This is a genomic window from Guptibacillus sedimenti (assembly GCF_028610665.1).
Taxonomy (GTDB): Bacteria; Bacillota; Bacilli; order Bacillales; family Guptibacillaceae; genus Guptibacillus; species Guptibacillus sedimenti.
The window spans coordinates 12,179-28,408 of the sequence record NZ_JAQQWV010000003.1; the positions used below are offsets into that span (position 1 = coordinate 12,179).

The window sequence follows — 16,230 nt, forward strand, 5'->3', positions numbered from 1 at the left end:
CAGGAGGTATAGCTTATGAAAATTGGAGTACTTTATGGAGGAACTTCTGCTGAAAGAGAAGTTTCGCTATCTAGCGGTAAAGGGATCATGAAAGCTTTAAAAGAAAACGGTCATGAAGTAATCGGTATAGACTTTCATCCAGAACGATTATCAGAAGTGATGGAACTTGAGGTTGATATTATTTTTATCGGCCTTCACGGTAAGTATGGAGAAGATGGAAGGATTCAAGGACTCCTTGATATGCTGCAAATCCCATATGTGGGATCAGGAGTTCTAGGATCAGCAGTTGCAATGGATAAGGCTAAAAGCAAAAAAGTATTAAAAGATTCTGGGATACGCTTAGCACAGGATCTTGTTCTCCATAAGTCGGACGATCATCATCCACTCGATTTACCATTTGGTTATCCAGTTGTGGTAAAGCCAAACAGCGAGGGATCGACGATTGGATTAACTATTGCTAAATCGGAAGAGGAGCTTCAAAAAGGGATTGAAGAAGCGTTTCGATTTGATGATACGGTCATTCTAGAAGAGTTTATTTCTGGGACTGAAGTAACAGTTGCTGTGATGGGATCAAAGGGAGAAGTAAAACCACTTCCCGTTGTGGAAATTGTTCCAAAGAACGCTTACTACGACTATGAATCGAAATACGCAGAAGGTGGGAGTGAACACATCGTTCCAGCTCGTATTTCTGAATCCTATACAGAACTAATACAAAAACAATCTGTTGTTGCACACGAATTACTTGGATGCGATACGTACTCACGTGTGGATTATATCGTACCTAAAGATGGGTCTGAACCAGTGTTTCTTGAAGTAAACACGCTACCCGGAATGACTCCAACTAGTTTATTCCCAGATGCAGCGAAAGAAATTGGTTACTCTTACGAGCAAATGATTGAGAACTTAATTCAGTTAGGCTTAAAGAAATAGCTATGCGAGACCTCACACAAGTGGGGTCTTACTTTTAACTGCTTAAGACTGCCAACCTTTACCGTAAGCGTTTTCAACAGTGTGGAACAATTTGCATAAATGTGGCATGAATGCCTTCTCATAGCTTACTTAAACGTGTATACTATGTTTTGAAAGCAGAGCAATAGAACATTCTATAAACAACATAAGACGTTTTAAAATTAAATTGGAATAGGTTAGATTTCTAAGCTAAATGAAAACAGCAGAGTAAGTGCACAGTAATGGGAGGTATAGCAATGGTCGACAAAAACGAAACAGACAACGGACAAGGAAACAATAAGAAACGGAACGTATTAGAGTCGACGCAATCGGTCATTCACGAAGCGCTGGACAAACTAGGCTATCCGAGTGAAGTGTATGAATTATTAAAAGAACCAATGAGATTAATGACGGTTCGGATTCCAATTCGGATGGATGATGGCTCTATTAAAATATTTACCGGGTATCGTGCTCAGCACAATGATTCTGTTGGACCTACTAAAGGTGGCGTTCGTTTCCATCCAGATGTGACTGAAACTGAAGTAAAGGCACTTTCAGTCTGGATGAGTTTAAAAGCAGGAATTGTGGATCTTCCATATGGTGGCGGTAAGGGGGGCATTATTTGTGATCCGAGAGAAATGTCTTTCAGAGAATTAGAGCGTTTGAGCCGTGGTTATGTAAGGGCGATTAGTCAAATAGTTGGACCAACAAAAGATATCCCTGCCCCAGATGTTTTTACAAATTCTCAAATTATGGCATGGATGATGGATGAGTATAGTCGCATAAGAGAATTTGATTCACCTGGATTTATTACTGGTAAGCCATTAGTACTAGGCGGATCTCACGGTCGTGAATCTGCAACTGCAAAAGGTGTTACAATTTGTATTCGTGAAGCTGCTAAGAAAAAAGACATCAAAATAGAAGGTGCACGAGTAGTGATTCAGGGATTTGGAAATGCAGGTAGCTTTCTTGCGAAGTTTATGCACGATGCTGGAGCGAAAATTGTTGGTATATCAGATGCGTATGGTGCCTTACATGATCCTGAAGGCCTGGATATCGACTACTTACTCGACCGTCGTGATAGCTTTGGTACAGTAACTAAGCTTTTTAAAGAGACAATCAGTAACCAAGAACTACTTGAACTTGATTGTGATATTCTTGTTCCGGCAGCAATTGAAAATCAGATTACTGAAGACAATGCTCACCAAATTAAAGCGAGCATTGTAGTTGAAGCCGCAAATGGACCAACTACAATTGAGGCAACAAAAATTTTAACTGATAGAGGCATTCTACTAGTTCCAGACGTGTTGGCAAGTTCAGGCGGCGTAACCGTTTCTTATTTCGAATGGGTTCAAAACAATCAAGGTTATTATTGGACAGAAGAAGAAGTGGAAGCAAAGCTTGAAAAAGTAATGGTTAACGCATTTAATACGATCTATCGAACGGCAGAAACACGCCGAGTTGATATGAGGCTTTCCGCTTATATGGTTGGCGTGCGGAAAATGGCTGAAGCTTCTCGTTTTAGAGGATGGATATAAATAGTTGCCTTTCCGAATAAAATTCCCTATCATTCAGGTAGGGAATTTTTTTATTGTACTGAGTAGAATAATAATAAAGAAATGGTCTAATTCTTATGGAGTGGTTCGGGAGTGAGAGAAATGAGAGAAGAACAGATCGTCATTATTGGTGCAGGACCTTGTGGCATGTCTGCAGCTATAGAATTAATGAATAAAGGATATGACCCTTTAATTATTGAAAAAGGAAATATCGTTAACGCCATTTATCATTATCCCACGCACCAAACTTTTTTTAGTTCAAGTGAGAAACTTGAAATAGGAGAAGTACCTTTTATTATTGAAGAACGTAAACCGAAGCGAAACCAGGCTTTGGCTTATTATCGAGACGTGGCTAAGCGAAAAGAGTTAAGAATTCATTCCTTCGAAAAAGCAAACGTTATTACAAAGGAGAATGACGCCTTTATCATCGAAACTGAAAAAGTACATGAATCTAAAAAAATCACCTATCGCGCTGAGCATTTAATAATCGCTACTGGTTATTATGATAGTCCAAATTATATGGACATCAAAGGGGAAAATCTTGATAAAGTACTGCATTATTTTAAAGAGCCACACCCCTATTTTGATCAGGACGTTGCGGTCATCGGTGGGAAGAACTCTGCAGTAGATGCAGCATTAGAACTTGAAAAAGCGGGAGCGCGAGTAACGATTCTTTATAGAGGCGCAGAATACTCTAAAAGTGTTAAACCTTGGATTTTGCCTGAATTTGAAGCTCTCGTTAGAAACAATAAAGTGTCAATGGAGTTTAATGCCTCTTTAGTTGAAGTAAGAGAAAAAGAAATTGTATATGATGTGTTGGGAGAATACAAAACTATACCAAATGATTTTGTGTTTGCTATGACAGGCTATCATCCTGATCATTCATTCCTTACCAAGATCGGGATCCAGATTGATCAACAAAGTGGTCGTCCTACCTTTAATAAGGAAACGATGGAGACAAATGTAGAAAATTGCTATATTGCAGGTGTAATTGCAGCTGGGAACAATGCAAATGAAATTTTCATTGAAAACGGAAGGTTACACGGTGCGATGATTGCAAATTCAGTAATTAAGAAAGCAAAAAAACCTACCAATTAAGGTAGGTTTTTTGTATATGAAACGTTAGGGCGAGTTTATCTTAAGAAGAAGCTATGCAGTTCCTTTGGATCCCCAGTTGCTTCAAGTGTAACTAGCAATTTTAAGCGTGCTTTTTGTCCATTCAAGCCGTTTGAGAAGATGACGCCTTGTTCCTTCAAATGCTTCCCGCCACCTGTATATCCATATACATCTTGAACGATGCCGTTAAAACAGCGAGAAACCATCACAATTGCGATTCCTTTTGCTCTTAGATGATTAATCCCATCCATCATCTCAGGAGGTAGATTGCCCTGTCCGAGAGCCTCTATCACAATACCGTCAATGCCAAGTTCAGCAGCAGCAATTAGTAATTTCGAATCCATTCCGGCATAAGCCTTTAAAAGCATAACTTTTTTTGTTAATCCGGATATGTGGTAACGGTCCCTCATCGTTAACGTGTGGTGAAAGAACACTCTTTGCTTCGTTACGATTCCAATTGGTCCATACTGAGGGCTTTGGAAAGTAGATACATTGCTGGTGTGGGTTTTTGTTACGTTTTTTGCAGTATGTATTTCATCGTTTAAGACAACTAAAACGCCTTTCCCCTTCGCTTCGTGACAGGATGCTACTTTTATTGAAGAAAGTAAGTTATAAGGTCCATCAGAGCCAAGCTCGTTACTTGATCGCATTGCGCCTGTTACAACGACAGGAAGATCTGTCTGAAGCACGAGATCTAACAGATAAGCTGTTTCTTCCAGTGTATCGGTGCCATGGGTAATGACCACGCCTCGAATAGGCTCTTCCTTTATTCTTGTTTCAATTCTCTCTGCAATAGCAAACATAGTTTCTGGCGTCATGTGAGGTGAGGGGATGTTGATGTAATCATCAATTAAAACATCATCTCCTGTTAACAATTGGTTAAGCGTTGCGTTTAACGGATTTTCTTTCCCAGGATTAACAGCACCAGAATCCTTATTTTCCTCCATTGCAATGGTTCCTCCGGTATGGATAATCAATAATTTACTCATAGCGTCACCTCATTATTTTCCTAATTAATGTTTCCTTAAATAAAGTAACATGATACGATTATAAAAGTATAGGTAAGAGTGAATCTTCTTTTAAAAGAGGTATGGGGTAGAAATGGGGAAAGCCTATGTTAGCAGCCATAACTGCTGGAATAGCACCAGGCATTGCGCTTCTTTGTTTTTTTTATCTTAAACAGCATCAGTATGAATCTGAGCCAATTGGCCCAGTGGTTAGAAGTTTTGTATTTGGGGCCATGCTTGTGTTTCCAGTTATGGTGATCCAGCACGGATTTGAAGTGGAGAATTTTTTACAGTCACCATTCAGTCAGTCATTTATAATGTCGGGGTTGTTGGAAGAATTTTTAAAGTGGTTTATATTTTATTTTACCGTTTATATCCATATAGAATTTAGTGATTTTTATGATGGGATTGTCTACGGCGTTGCAATTTCACTTGGATTTGCCTCCGTTGAGAATGTATTTTATCTTTTTGCCTATGGCATTCAGGAAGCATGGTGGCGGGCGCTTTTGCCAGTATCAAGTCACGCCTTATTTGGCTTAATGATGGGTTCTTATTTAGGTAGAGGGAAATTTTCGTTGCAGAATAAGATTGGAAAATGGATTGCCCTTTCTTTATTCATACCGTTTATCTTTCATGGTACGTATAATTTTTTGGTTCTTCAGGTAAACAGTAATACGATCTATTTAATGATCCCCTTTATGCTGATCCTGTGGTTTATTGGATTAAGAAAAATAAAAGCCGCAGATCTCAATCAGGCAGAATTAATGCAAACGAAAGAAAATATGCCAATTTAACGAAGGTGCCCACTGGGCATCTTTTTTTGTAGCAAATTTAAAAAGAGAAAGGCAACTGACAAAAATCCTTAGCCATTCGTTTCATTTGTATAAAATACCTATCGTTACAAAAACTACACGTGTGAAATCAGAATGATCAGGGAGGTTCACAGCATGAGAAGGGCATTTAATTTTCTGAAAATCCCTTTGGTAATCGGATTAATTTGTGCACCGCTTATCATGGTTTTAGATGATAACAATGAAGCAGGTGCATTTTCAAACCAAATTATTCAAAAGGGCGCGACAGGAACAGACGTTATTGAACTTCAAGCACGTTTGAAGCATATTGGCTTTTATACAGGTAAAGTTGATGGGGTTTTTGGTTGGGGAACGTATTGGGCAGTTAGAAACTATCAATACGAATTTGGAATGGATGTTGATGGGCTTGTTGGACCAGAGATGAAGGCCAAGTTAAATAAAACCACAAAATATGACCCTGGACAGGGGGGCAAAAGTCCTGAAGCATCAGAAGCGAACCAAAGTAAGCCAAAAGACTCGAATGTACAGGCGAAGAATGTGCCTTCAGGATATTCCCAGAATGATATTAAGCTTCTTGCAAATGCAGTTTATGGAGAAGCACGTGGAGAGCCGTATGAAGGCCAAGTTGCGGTTGCTGCAGTCATCTTAAACCGTGTCCAAAGCGCATCATTTCCAAACACTGTATCGGGCGTTATTTTTGAACCGCGTGCTTTTACAGCAGTTTCAGATGGACAAATTTGGTTAACGCCGAATGAAAAGGCAAAAGAAGCTGTTATCGATGCGATAAACGGCTGGGATCCAACGGGAGAAGCGCTTTATTATTTTAATCCAAATACAGCTACGTCTGGATGGATATGGACAAGACCGCAAATCAAACAAATTGGGAAACATATATTCTGTGAATAATGGAGGTGGTTTAATTGATTCGCTCAATATTGATTGGTGTACTTGCAGTTGGTGTTGCCGGAACAAGTTATTGGGGATACAAAGAACACCAAGAGAAAAATGCCGTACTTATTAATGCTGAAAATACGTACCAACGAGCCTTTCATGATTTGAATTTTCACATGGATGCACTAGAAGAGAAGATTGGATCTACACTAGCAATGAACTCTCGTGGTAGTCTTTCGCCTGCGTTAGCTGAAGTGTGGCGCTTAACTTCAGAAGCTCAAAATGACGTGGGACAGCTTCCTTTAACTCTTATGCCTTTTAACAAGACAGAGGAGTTTTTAACGAATATCGGCTCATTTAGTTACCGAGTAGCTGTTCGAGATCTGGATGAAAACCCATTATCAGATGAAGAATATGAGACGCTGAAGAATTTGCACAGCCATTCCACGGATATCAAAAATGAATTAAGAAAAGTTCAAGCGATGGTAATCGATCATAATCTTCGCTGGATGGACGTAGAGCTCGCTCTAGCTTCCGAATCTCAGCCTCAAGACAATACAATCATAGATGGCTTTAAGACAGTGGATAAGCAAGTGGAAGGGTATAGTGAAGTGAACTGGGGACCTGAAGTGACACAGCTTAACACCAAGAAAGAGAATCTAGATAAAAATATCAAAGGGAAGAAACTTAGTGAAGAAGAAGCCAAACAACAAGTGATTGATTTTCTAGATCTTGATTCAAAAGCCAAAATAGACATAACCAGAACGGGGGATGAATCAAAGTATCAAGCCTATAGTCTTTCAATTGAGAACGAAGACAAAAAATCATCAACGAATCTTGATGTTACTCAAAAGGGCGCAAAGCCGATCTGGATCCTAATGGATAGGGAAATCGGTGAACAAAAGCTTAGCTTGAATGAAGCCGCAGAACAAGCGAAGGCTTTCTTAAAAGAACATGACATCACAAATATGACCATTTCTGAAAGTAGTCAGTATGATCGGATGGGTGTCTTTACATTCGTGTACCAACAAGATGATGTTGCGATTTACCCTGATGCGGTTCATATTAAGGTTGCGTTAGACAATGGTGATATTACTGGATACGAGTCACTAGAGTATTTAACGAATCATCATGAAAGACAACTCGAGACGCCAACATTATCAAGAAACGAAGCATTAGAACAAGTGAACCCCAATGTCCAAGTGATGGACGAAGGGTTGGGCGTCATACAAAATGACCTTGGAGAAGAAGTATTATGTTATGAATTTATGGGTACGATTGAAAATGAAACGTATCGAATCTTTATTAATGTTGATAATGGACGAGAAGAAAGAGTTGAAAAAATGGACGGTACTGAGATGAATTACGAAACGGCATAAATGAGGTGAAAGAATGGCGAAACTTGAACAAATGTTAATAAAACTAATCGTCATTCAATTTATTTTTCTTATGGCCTCTCAGTTGTTACTGACTCAGGAGGACTTTCGAATTTATCTTAGCAAAGCCATTTATTATGAAGGTGTATTGAAGGATTTGCCTCCTCTGATCAAGCGTCAATAGTGAATAGACCGATAAAATGTCTTATGTTATGATAAATATGACATTTTGGTCGTACAAAGAAAGCAGGATACCCTGCTTTTTTTGTACGTTAAGTTGTCGATTAGATGATTTAATAGGATTGAACGGAATTTGGAGGCAAGAAGAATATGAACAAACGAATAAATATAGCAATTGATGGACCTGCTGGAGCTGGTAAAAGTACTGTAGCAAGAAAAGTAGCCGATCATTTAACATTTCTTTATATTGATACAGGTGCAATGTACCGTGCTTTAACCTTTAAAGCTATTGAAAATGAAGTTGATTTAGAAGACGGCCCTGCGCTTAAAGATTTATTAGATACTACGGTCATTGATCTTCAAGTTGGCGAAAGTGAGCAGCTTGTATTGGTTGACCATACTGATGTTACAACGGATATTCGATCTTCACACGTCACCAACAATGTTTCATTCGTTGCAAGACAAAGTGAAGTACGAGAAGAAATGGTGAAGCGACAAAAATTACTCGCAGACAGAGGTGGCGTTGTGATGGATGGTCGTGATATCGGTACACACGTTCTTCCGAAGTCTGAACTTAAAGTATTCTTAATTGCTTCAGTAGAAGAAAGAGCTTCACGTCGCTACAAAGAGTTAATTGAAAATGGTATCGAAGCAGATTATGATCAGATAAAAGATGAAATTGCATTAAGAGATAAGCGTGATACTGAGCGAGAAGTAGCCCCTCTCGTTAAAGCAAGCGATGCGATTGAAATTGATACGACCACCATGTCGATCTCAGATGTTGTGGATCATATTTTACAATTAGCGAAAGAAAGGGCATGATGACGTGAGTTTATACAGTGTCGGGAAGGGCTTATTTCACGTTTATTTTAAGCTGTTCAATCGAGTTACAGTTGTAGGAAGAGAAAACGTTCCGAAAGATAAGGGAATTCTCCTTTGTTCAAATCATATTAACAACCTTGATCCACCATTAGTAGGTGCGATGTTCCCAAGAGATGTGCATTTCATGGCCAAATCAGAATTGTTTTCTATTCCGATTCTTGGGAAGTTGATTGAAAAGGTTGGCGCTTTTCCAGTAAAAAGAGGCATGAGTGATAAACAAGCCCTTAGAAGCGGAATGAAGTTTCTAAAAGATGGCGGCGTTGTTGGTTTATTTCCTGAAGGAACAAGAAGCAAAGATGGAAAGCTAGGCGAGGGTCTATCTGGAGCAGGTTTTTTTGCACTTCGTCCTGAGGTAAGAGTTGTCCCTTGCGCGATTCAAGGCTCTTATAAACCATTTGGTCGCTTGAAAATCGTATATGGAAAACCTGTCGACCTTTCTTCGTTACGTGAAGAACAGGGTGCAGCAAAAAAAGCGACGCAGGCAATAATGAAAGAAATCCAAGATTTGATCGAAATTCATCATAAATAATTCAATATTGTTAAAAAATTTAAATAAATGTGTCAGGATACTTGACAAATCCGTCATTTTTAGTGAAAGTTAGAGGAAAGGGTGCTTAACTTTTCAATAAATTTCTTTCGCTATCAGTGGAAGACTTTTATAAATCATATCGAAAAGTTTTATTTCTTTTGGATTGAAGGAGGAGTTTGTCAATGGGTGAAGAGATGAATCAGGAAATGACTGAGTTCAAATCATTCGAAATTGGAGATGTGGTGACTGGGAAAATCTCCAAAGTCGAAGAAAAACACGCATCAGTTGATGTTGGTTTTAAAGTTGATGGAGTGCTGCCAATCAGCGAACTGTCAAGCCTTCACGTCGAAAAGGTTAGCGACGTGCTCTCAGAAGGTGATGAAATAGAAGTTAAAGTAATCAAAGTTTCTGAAGATGAACTAGTGCTTTCTAAGAAAGCAGTCGAAGCTGATCAAGCATGGGATGCCCTGCAAGACAAGTATGAAAATTCTGTGGCATTCGATGTTGAAATTGCGGACGTGGTTAAGGGTGGTCTTGTAGTTGATCTCGGTGTTCGCGGATTTATTCCAGCTTCCCTTGTAGAAAGACACTACGTTGAAGATTTCTCAGACTACAAAGGTAAAAGCCTGAGTGTGAAAATTGTTGAGTTTGATCCAGAGAAAGCGAAGGTGATTCTATCACATCGCGCTGTTCTTGAACAAGAAGCGGATCATAAAAAACAAGAAACGCTTGCATCTCTTCAAGCAGGACAAGTTGTCGAGGGAACTGTTCAACGATTAACTGATTTTGGCGCATTTGTCGATATCGGTGGAGTTGATGGACTCGTTCACATTTCTCAGATGGCTCATCATCGTGTGGAAACACCGTCTGAAGTTGTAACAGAAGGTCAGCAAGTGAATGTTAAAATTCTCTCTGTTGATCGTGACAACGAAAGAATTTCACTATCCATAAAAGAAACACTCCCAGGACCGTGGGAAGAAGTGAAGGGCAAGCTTAGTACTGGAGATGAAATTGAAGGTACTGTAAAACGTTTAGTTAGCTTTGGCGCATTTGTTGAAGTAGCTCCTGGCGTTGAAGGACTTGTGCACATTTCAGAAATCTCGAACAAACATATTGGTACGCCTCAGGAAGTCCTTTCGGAGGGAGAAACAGTACGAGTGAAAGTGCTCGATGTCAATCTCGATGAAAAGCGAATTTCACTAAGTATAAAAGTTCTAGAGACAGAACAAGTATCAAGCGAAGTTGAAGAATATCAAAAAGAGAGTGATGGAAACGCTCCATTTTCTCTTGGAGATATGATCGGTGATCAGCTAAAGAAATACAAATAATGAAATTTAAAAAGCTCTCTGCATCAAGATGCAGAGAGCTTTTTGTGTGCAAAATGTGAAGCTTTATCCCTTCTGGCCATTTCGCTTTCTAGCATCAGAAGCTCCTTCTAACATAGCTGCTCCTTGATGTTCAAGAGATTGATCACGGTCTGACTCAACTCGTTTTGAGTTTTTTAACTTTTTTTCCTGCCGATCTTTCCCCATTTTTCACCCTCCTTTCAAACGAACCTCTTCTTATAATGAAAAAAAGGTTTAGAAGTTATGCATTTTTAAGTCTATCTATTATGAAAACATCCCATACTGATCATACTGAGAGGAGGAGAAATGGTGGATGGGATTATATTCGTTTGGTTCGCGTGGATGGGACTGGTTATTGCCCTTTTTTTTCAAAAAGCTTCCTTCAATCGCACGCTGTTAGCATTTATTTTTTTGCTAGCGATATGCTTAATTCATACAACGGTAGAAACTTTCAATGTTACGGTATCAGCTTTATGGCTGCTTTTACTGGGGATTGGGTATTTTCTTTTAATGAAATATCGTGTTAACACGGTTTACGCAATAATTATTTTGATCATGTTAACAGCAGCATTTACATCAATTCAGCTGTTTGCAATTTATGATCCGGTATTTACTTTTTTGTATACAAGATGGTCGATCTCAGCAATTCTTCTTGTCATCATTCATTTAACGATTAACGGTACGTTCGAACGCAGCTCTTTTCTAATTCTCAGTATCGTCCACGGTGAAATGATTTTAGGAATGATATTTAATGGGATGGGGTTTGAACGAGTTATTGGAGAGTTAGCTTCGCTGGACATACTGGCTATTTCAGTAATGAGCACGGCTGCATGGTCAGGGTTTGTAAAAATAACACTTCATCTTGAAAAACTCTTGAAAAAACATCAAGAAAGACGGGGATATTCATGAATGAGTACACAATTTCAATTTTGTTTGGGGTGATCGCAGGTACACTTGCGAGAATTTATATGTTCAGGACTGATTACCGCCAATACCCTACATACCCACATGGGATGATCATCCACCTTGCCCTTGGATTTATTGCTGCATCACTTGGCTCACTCGTCGTTCCTTCCATTATGGAACAAGAATTTACGGCCGTTACTTTTTTAACGCTTGCAGCTTCACAATTTAGAGAAGTGCGCAATATGGAAAGAAAAACCCTAACTGAAATGGATTCGCTGGAACTCGTTCCAAGAGGGGCTTCGTACATTGAGGGAATAGCCGTTACGTTTGAAGGTAGAAATTACTTAGTTATCTTTATTTCATTTGTCACATCATTTGCCTATTTAGCTATAAACTTATGGGCAGGATTAGTCGCAGCATTTCTTGCGTTTTTAGTAGCGAGAAAGTACATGACTGGAAGTAAGTTAGGAAAGATTGCGAACATTGAACAAAAAGAAGTGACATTTGATGGGGCTGGCCTTTATGTTGATAACATTTATATTATGAATATTGGGATTCCAGCAAGGCAGCAAGAGATTTTACAACATGGAATTGGTTTTACTATTTCACCGAAAAATTTTGATGCGCGTATGACAATTGGTAATCTTGGTCAAAGACAAGCGATTCTACATGACCTTGCCATTTCACTCGGTGTCTATCGTGATTCTGGTACTCCAGCCCTTGTGCCATTAATTAAACGCGATCTTGATGATGGACGTATCGGAGTTTTTATTTTACCTCAAAATAAAAATGTTGATCTTGCTATGAAAGTCATTTCACAAGTCCCGACGCTCGAAAACGCCATACGTATGCCAACGGAAACGAAGGAAAAGGGGAGTGACGAGTCTTGAAAATAGAAAAAGCAATACTGGCAACTGTTACGCGATCAGTAGCAAAAGCCCCTGTTGGAGCTAATATTTTTGTTTGTGACTCGGAAGAAGAAATGGACGGAGTAGCAGCTGATCTTGAAGCCATCCTAGATGGGATTGCGCACAAGTTAAGTAATGGCGTGTATATAATTGTAAAGCATTAGCAAAGTTTAGGAGGGATTGAAAGAAGATTCATTTGATCGTCTGTTGTTCAATGGTTGCTTTTTTGATAAGATATAAAAGCTATCGAAGACTACGCCCTTCTTATAGAGGAGGGTTTTTATCATGAACTCCTGGAAAGTTTGTCCACGACTTTCTGGTTTCAAGCTTAGATAGTCTTTTAGAAAGGGCGTGCATAAAATGACAAAACCAGTTGTCGCAATAGTGGGTCGACCAAATGTTGGAAAATCGACCATTTTTAATCGTATAGTAGGAGAAAGAGTATCGATTGTAGAAGATACTCCAGGAGTAACAAGAGATCGTATTTATAGTACAGGAGAATGGTTAAATCGTGAATTTAATATTATCGATACAGGTGGTATTGAGATCGGTGACGAGCCGTTTCTTTCGCAAATTCGTTACCAGGCAGAAATAGCCATTGACGAAGCTGACGTTATTATATTTATGGTAAATGGACGAGATGGGATCTCAAATGCCGATGAAGAAGTTGCAAAAATTCTTTATCGTTCCAATAAACCAGTTGTATTAGCTGTAAATAAAGTAGATAACCCGGAACAGCAAACGCTTATTTATGATTTCTATGCTCTAGGATTTGGTACTCCATTCGGTATTTCAGGTTCTCATGGTCTGGGACTAGGTGATCTTCTAGATGAAGTGTTTAAGTCTTTCCCTGAAGAACATGAGGAAGAATATGATGAAGGAACGATTAAGTTCTCATTAATCGGCCGTCCAAACGTAGGGAAATCATCGCTTGTTAATACAATCCTTGGGGAAGAACGTGTGATAGTAAGTGATATAGCTGGAACGACGCGTGACGCCATTGATTCGATGTTTACTCGCGATGGTCAAGATTATGTCATTATTGATACGGCAGGAATGAGAAAACGAGGAAAGATTTATGAGACGACTGAGAAGTACAGCGTTCTTCGAGCCATGCGTGGGATTGAACGTTCAGACGTTGTTTTAGTCGTTATTGATGGAGAAGAAGGGATCATCGAGCAGGATAAGAAAGTAGCGGGTTATGCTCATGAAGCTGGTAAAGCCGTAGTGATCGTTGTAAACAAATGGGATGCTGTTGAAAAAGATGATAAGACAATGCGTGAATTCGAGCAAAAAATTCGCGATCATTTCTTGTTCCTTAGCTATGCACCGATTGTGTTCTTATCTGCGAAAACGAAACAGCGTCTTCACACGCTACTACCTGTTGTGAACACAGTAGCTGAGAACCATGCATTACGTGTGAAAACAAATGTATTGAATGAATTAATTATGGATTCAGTTGCGATGAACCCAACACCGACAGATAATGGGAAACGACTGAAAATTAACTATGCGACGCAAGTGGCTGTAAAGCCGCCTACTATCGTTTTATTTGTTAATGACCCAGAATTGCTTCACTTCTCTTACAAACGCTTCTTAGAGAACCGTATACGTGAGACGTTTGGCTTTAAGGGAACGCCATTACGTATTCTTGCTCGAAGAAAAAGCGAATAATTAACCTTGTTTCGTTCGGGGGACCTTGCTAACTAAAAGGGGGAAATGAGATGATCGCGATCCTGATTTGCATTGCTGCGTACTTGCTGGGTTCAATTAGTTTCAGTTATTTGATTGCAAAATTCGTGAAGAAGATCGATATAAGAGATCACGGGAGCGGCAATGCAGGAGCGACAAATACACTTCGAGTACTCGGGACAGGTCCTGCTATTACTGTCCTGGCTCTTGATGTGATTAAAGGCATACTTGCTGTATGGTTGGGGTATTGGTTCTCTAGTGAACCAATCGTTCCTTTCCTTGCAGGAATATGTGCGATTTTAGGTCATAACTGGCCGATATTTTTTGGGTTTCGAGGCGGAAAAGGTGTGGCAACAACGATTGGAGTATTTGCTACAATTGCGTTCTTACCAGCACTTTATGCTGGGATTATTGCTATCTTTGCGATTGTGATTACGCGATTTGTTTCACTTGGTTCCCTGATTTTTGTTGTGCTAACGCCTGCATTTATATTCTTGCTTGGAGGAAACCCAGCATCTTATATTTTGTTAGGGACGATTCTGGCGATTCTTTCAGTTTGGCGACATCGTACAAATGTGAAACGGTTGTTCACTGGTACTGAAAGCAAGCTCGGGCAAAAGGTCGAGCAGTAAGGAGGAAGTTCAATGGCAAAAATTTCAGTGGTAGGTGCAGGAAGCTGGGGAACAGCTCTTGCAATTGTACTAGCAGATAACCAACATGATGTATCATTATGGGCAAGAAGAACTGACCTTGCAGAGGAAGTAAATGAGAAGCATACAAATAATAAATATCTTCCTGGCATTAGTCTACCTGAAGGGATTAAAGCGACTAGTTCACTTGAAGAAAGTGTAAAAGATGCCGAAGCCATCTTGCTTGTTACACCAACGAAAGCGCTTCGAGAAGTTCTTCCTGAAATTAAGACATACTTATCAACACCCGTAACGTTCATTCACGCAAGTAAAGGAATTGAACCTGAGACGTCCAAGCGAATTTCTGAAGTGATTGAAGAGGAGATTCCGGAAAATCTAAGAAAATCAGTTGTTGTTTTATCAGGACCTAGTCATGCGGAAGAAGTAAGCCTTCGTCACCCAACAACTGTTACATCTTCTTCTAAATCCATGCCTCAAGCTGAATATGTCCAGGATCTTTTTATTAATTCGAATTTTCGAGTTTATACGAATCATGACATAATTGGCGTTGAACTTGGAGGAGCTTTAAAAAATATTATTGCGCTTGGTGCTGGTTTGTCTGATGGACTTGGATATGGCGACAATGCAAAAGCTGCCCTGATTACAAGAGGCTTAGCTGAAATTGCGCGCCTTGGCGCAGCGATGGGGGCAAACCCGCTTACTTTTATGGGTTTAACAGGTATAGGAGACCTTGTTGTAACGTGTACAAGCGTACATAGCCGTAACTGGCGAGCTGGTAATCTGTTAGGTAAAGGGAATAACCTTGATGAAGTTCTCGAAAATATGGGTATGGTCGTAGAAGGTGTCCGGACGACGAAAGCGGCATATTACCTTGCACAAAAACAGAACGTGGAAATGCCAATTACATCCGTTTTATTTGAGGTACTATTCAATAACAAAGATCCCAAAGATGGCGTAGATCAATTAATGGGACGACTTCGAACCCATGAAACAGAAGATCTTACTTCACTACTTGCTGATCGTTTTGAATTAAATCCTAAAGAACTATAAGTAGGCGAAGCACGAAGTATTCCTCCTTGCATACACTATGTTGAACCTTAATGGTAAGGAGGAAACAGCGTGAGCGATCTGTTCGATAACATAGAAAAGAAAACGAATGTCAAAAAAGAAGACATCTTTAAGTTAGCAAATTCCGTTCAGGGCGCAGATTTTACTGATGAGAAAACAGTGCGTAGATTAATAGCGAATGTTGCACGCGTTGCGAATGTACCTGTCTCAAAAGAAAAAGAAGATCGAATCGTAAAAGCGATCGTCAACAAGAATATGCCGTTCGATTTGTCTGCAATTGCCAAACTTTTTAGTCAAAAATAAAAAAATGATGAAACTTAGGCTAATCAACGATACCGCCTTCGATTAAAGACCATATACTAA

Annotated in this window: 18 protein-coding genes and 1 pseudogene; 17 read left to right on the forward strand and 2 right to left on the reverse strand. The window is 39.5% G+C overall.

Annotated elements, in window-relative coordinates:
* The first annotated feature begins 15 nt into the window (after positions 1-15).
* From PQ578_RS14500 to PQ578_RS14510, 3 genes are all read left to right on the forward strand, one after another.
* The gene (locus tag PQ578_RS14500; RefSeq protein WP_273835028.1) at positions 16-930 is read left to right on the forward strand and encodes a D-alanine--D-alanine ligase family protein; all 915 of its coding nucleotides are present in this window, start codon (positions 16-18) and stop codon (positions 928-930) included.
* A 275-nt stretch (positions 931-1,205) separates the two neighbouring features.
* Positions 1,206-2,486, forward strand: a complete 1,281-nt coding sequence (locus tag PQ578_RS14505) for a Glu/Leu/Phe/Val family dehydrogenase (RefSeq protein ID WP_273835030.1) — start codon at positions 1,206-1,208, stop codon at positions 2,484-2,486.
* Positions 2,487-2,606: 120 nt separating this feature from the next.
* Positions 2,607-3,602 (forward strand): YpdA family putative bacillithiol disulfide reductase, encoded by a 996-nt coding sequence (locus tag PQ578_RS14510; RefSeq protein WP_273835031.1) that lies wholly within the window; start codon positions 2,607-2,609, stop codon positions 3,600-3,602.
* 35 nt (positions 3,603-3,637) lie between these two features.
* Here the strand turns inward: PQ578_RS14510 and PQ578_RS14515 are convergent, their stop codons facing one another.
* Positions 3,638-4,609 (reverse strand): asparaginase, encoded by a 972-nt coding sequence (locus tag PQ578_RS14515; RefSeq protein WP_098443999.1) that lies wholly within the window; start codon positions 4,607-4,609, stop codon positions 3,638-3,640.
* Between the two features lie 125 nt (positions 4,610-4,734).
* On the opposite strand from PQ578_RS14515, the gene prsW reads away from it, so the two are divergent.
* From prsW to rpsA, 7 genes and pseudogenes are all read left to right on the forward strand, one after another.
* Positions 4,735-5,421, forward strand: coding sequence for a glutamic-type intramembrane protease PrsW (gene prsW, locus PQ578_RS14520; RefSeq protein ID WP_273835034.1), 687 nt, complete (start codon positions 4,735-4,737; stop codon positions 5,419-5,421).
* 246 nt (positions 5,422-5,667) lie between these two features.
* Positions 5,668-6,345 (forward strand): annotated as a pseudogene (gene sleB / locus PQ578_RS14525) (spore cortex-lytic enzyme); the annotation flags it as partial.
* Between the two features lie 14 nt (positions 6,346-6,359).
* Positions 6,360-7,709: a germination protein YpeB gene (gene ypeB, locus PQ578_RS14530; protein WP_273835039.1), complete on the forward strand. Its 1,350-nt coding sequence runs from the start codon at positions 6,360-6,362 to the stop codon at positions 7,707-7,709.
* Positions 7,710-7,722: 13 nt separating this feature from the next.
* Complete coding sequence (locus tag PQ578_RS14535) at positions 7,723-7,890, forward strand: DUF5359 family protein (RefSeq protein WP_098443995.1); 168 nt, start codon at positions 7,723-7,725, stop codon at positions 7,888-7,890.
* Between the two features lie 146 nt (positions 7,891-8,036).
* Positions 8,037-8,708: a (d)CMP kinase gene (gene cmk, locus PQ578_RS14540; protein ID WP_273835041.1), complete on the forward strand. Its 672-nt coding sequence runs from the start codon at positions 8,037-8,039 to the stop codon at positions 8,706-8,708.
* A 4-nt stretch (positions 8,709-8,712) separates the two neighbouring features.
* The gene (locus PQ578_RS14545) at positions 8,713-9,297 is read left to right on the forward strand and encodes a lysophospholipid acyltransferase family protein (protein ID WP_273835042.1); all 585 of its coding nucleotides are present in this window, start codon (positions 8,713-8,715) and stop codon (positions 9,295-9,297) included.
* Between the two features lie 182 nt (positions 9,298-9,479).
* Positions 9,480-10,625 (forward strand): 30S ribosomal protein S1, encoded by a 1,146-nt coding sequence (rpsA, locus tag PQ578_RS14550; protein WP_098443992.1) that lies wholly within the window; start codon positions 9,480-9,482, stop codon positions 10,623-10,625.
* A 63-nt stretch (positions 10,626-10,688) separates the two neighbouring features.
* On the opposite strand, the gene PQ578_RS14555 is transcribed toward rpsA, so the two are convergent.
* The gene (locus tag PQ578_RS14555) at positions 10,689-10,829 is read right to left on the reverse strand and encodes a YpzI family protein (protein ID WP_098443991.1); all 141 of its coding nucleotides are present in this window, start codon (positions 10,827-10,829) and stop codon (positions 10,689-10,691) included.
* 123 nt (positions 10,830-10,952) lie between these two features.
* Between PQ578_RS14555 and PQ578_RS14560 the strand changes: the two genes are divergently transcribed.
* The 7 genes from PQ578_RS14560 (at position 10,953) to PQ578_RS14590 (ending at position 16,170) form a co-directional block, all read left to right on the forward strand.
* Positions 10,953-11,552, forward strand: a complete 600-nt coding sequence (locus PQ578_RS14560) for a YphA family membrane protein (RefSeq protein ID WP_273835043.1) — start codon at positions 10,953-10,955, stop codon at positions 11,550-11,552.
* The gene (locus PQ578_RS14565; RefSeq protein WP_165996335.1) at positions 11,549-12,439 is read left to right on the forward strand and encodes a YIEGIA family protein; all 891 of its coding nucleotides are present in this window, start codon (positions 11,549-11,551) and stop codon (positions 12,437-12,439) included. Before PQ578_RS14560 ends, PQ578_RS14565 begins: the two co-directional genes overlap by 4 nt.
* Entirely contained in the window at positions 12,436-12,621 is a 186-nt protein-coding gene (locus tag PQ578_RS14570) for a capping complex subunit for YIEGIA (protein ID WP_098443988.1), read from the forward strand. Before PQ578_RS14565 ends, PQ578_RS14570 begins: the two co-directional genes overlap by 4 nt.
* A 196-nt stretch (positions 12,622-12,817) precedes the next feature.
* Positions 12,818-14,131 carry a ribosome biogenesis GTPase Der gene (der, locus tag PQ578_RS14575; protein WP_098443987.1) on the forward strand — a complete coding sequence of 438 codons (1,314 nt, stop codon included), beginning with the start codon at positions 12,818-12,820 and terminating at the stop codon, positions 14,129-14,131.
* A 50-nt stretch (positions 14,132-14,181) separates the two neighbouring features.
* Complete coding sequence (gene plsY / locus PQ578_RS14580; protein WP_098443986.1) at positions 14,182-14,781, forward strand: glycerol-3-phosphate 1-O-acyltransferase PlsY; 600 nt, start codon at positions 14,182-14,184, stop codon at positions 14,779-14,781.
* A gap of 12 nt (positions 14,782-14,793) precedes the next feature.
* The gene (locus PQ578_RS14585; RefSeq protein WP_273835044.1) at positions 14,794-15,849 is read left to right on the forward strand and encodes an NAD(P)H-dependent glycerol-3-phosphate dehydrogenase; all 1,056 of its coding nucleotides are present in this window, start codon (positions 14,794-14,796) and stop codon (positions 15,847-15,849) included.
* Positions 15,850-15,918: 69 nt separating this feature from the next.
* Positions 15,919-16,170: a stage VI sporulation protein F gene (locus tag PQ578_RS14590; protein ID WP_098443984.1), complete on the forward strand. Its 252-nt coding sequence runs from the start codon at positions 15,919-15,921 to the stop codon at positions 16,168-16,170.
* Positions 16,171-16,230: the final 60 nt, after the last annotated feature.

Bases quoted from the DNA above. Each gene is read 5' to 3' on its own strand.
- PQ578_RS14500 (WP_273835028.1), top strand. From the start codon at position 16: ATGAAAATTGGAGTACTTTATGGAGGAACTTCTGCTGAAAGAGAAGTT.
- PQ578_RS14505 (WP_273835030.1), top strand. From the start codon at position 1,206: ATGGTCGACAAAAACGAAACAGACAACGGACAAGGAAACAATAAGAAA.
- PQ578_RS14510 (WP_273835031.1), top strand. From the start codon at position 2,607: ATGAGAGAAGAACAGATCGTCATTATTGGTGCAGGACCTTGTGGCATG.
- PQ578_RS14515 (WP_098443999.1), bottom strand. From the start codon at position 4,609: ATGAGTAAATTATTGATTATCCATACCGGAGGAACCATTGCAATGGAG.
- prsW (WP_273835034.1), top strand. From the start codon at position 4,735: ATGTTAGCAGCCATAACTGCTGGAATAGCACCAGGCATTGCGCTTCTT.
- PQ578_RS14535 (WP_098443995.1), top strand. From the start codon at position 7,723: ATGGCGAAACTTGAACAAATGTTAATAAAACTAATCGTCATTCAATTT.
- cmk (WP_273835041.1), top strand. From the start codon at position 8,037: ATGAACAAACGAATAAATATAGCAATTGATGGACCTGCTGGAGCTGGT.
- rpsA (WP_098443992.1), top strand. From the start codon at position 9,480: ATGGGTGAAGAGATGAATCAGGAAATGACTGAGTTCAAATCATTCGAA.
- PQ578_RS14555 (WP_098443991.1), bottom strand. From the start codon at position 10,829: ATGGGGAAAGATCGGCAGGAAAAAAAGTTAAAAAACTCAAAACGAGTT.
- PQ578_RS14565 (WP_165996335.1), top strand. From the start codon at position 11,549: ATGAATGAGTACACAATTTCAATTTTGTTTGGGGTGATCGCAGGTACA.
- der (WP_098443987.1), top strand. From the start codon at position 12,818: ATGACAAAACCAGTTGTCGCAATAGTGGGTCGACCAAATGTTGGAAAA.
- plsY (WP_098443986.1), top strand. From the start codon at position 14,182: ATGATCGCGATCCTGATTTGCATTGCTGCGTACTTGCTGGGTTCAATT.
- PQ578_RS14585 (WP_273835044.1), top strand. From the start codon at position 14,794: ATGGCAAAAATTTCAGTGGTAGGTGCAGGAAGCTGGGGAACAGCTCTT.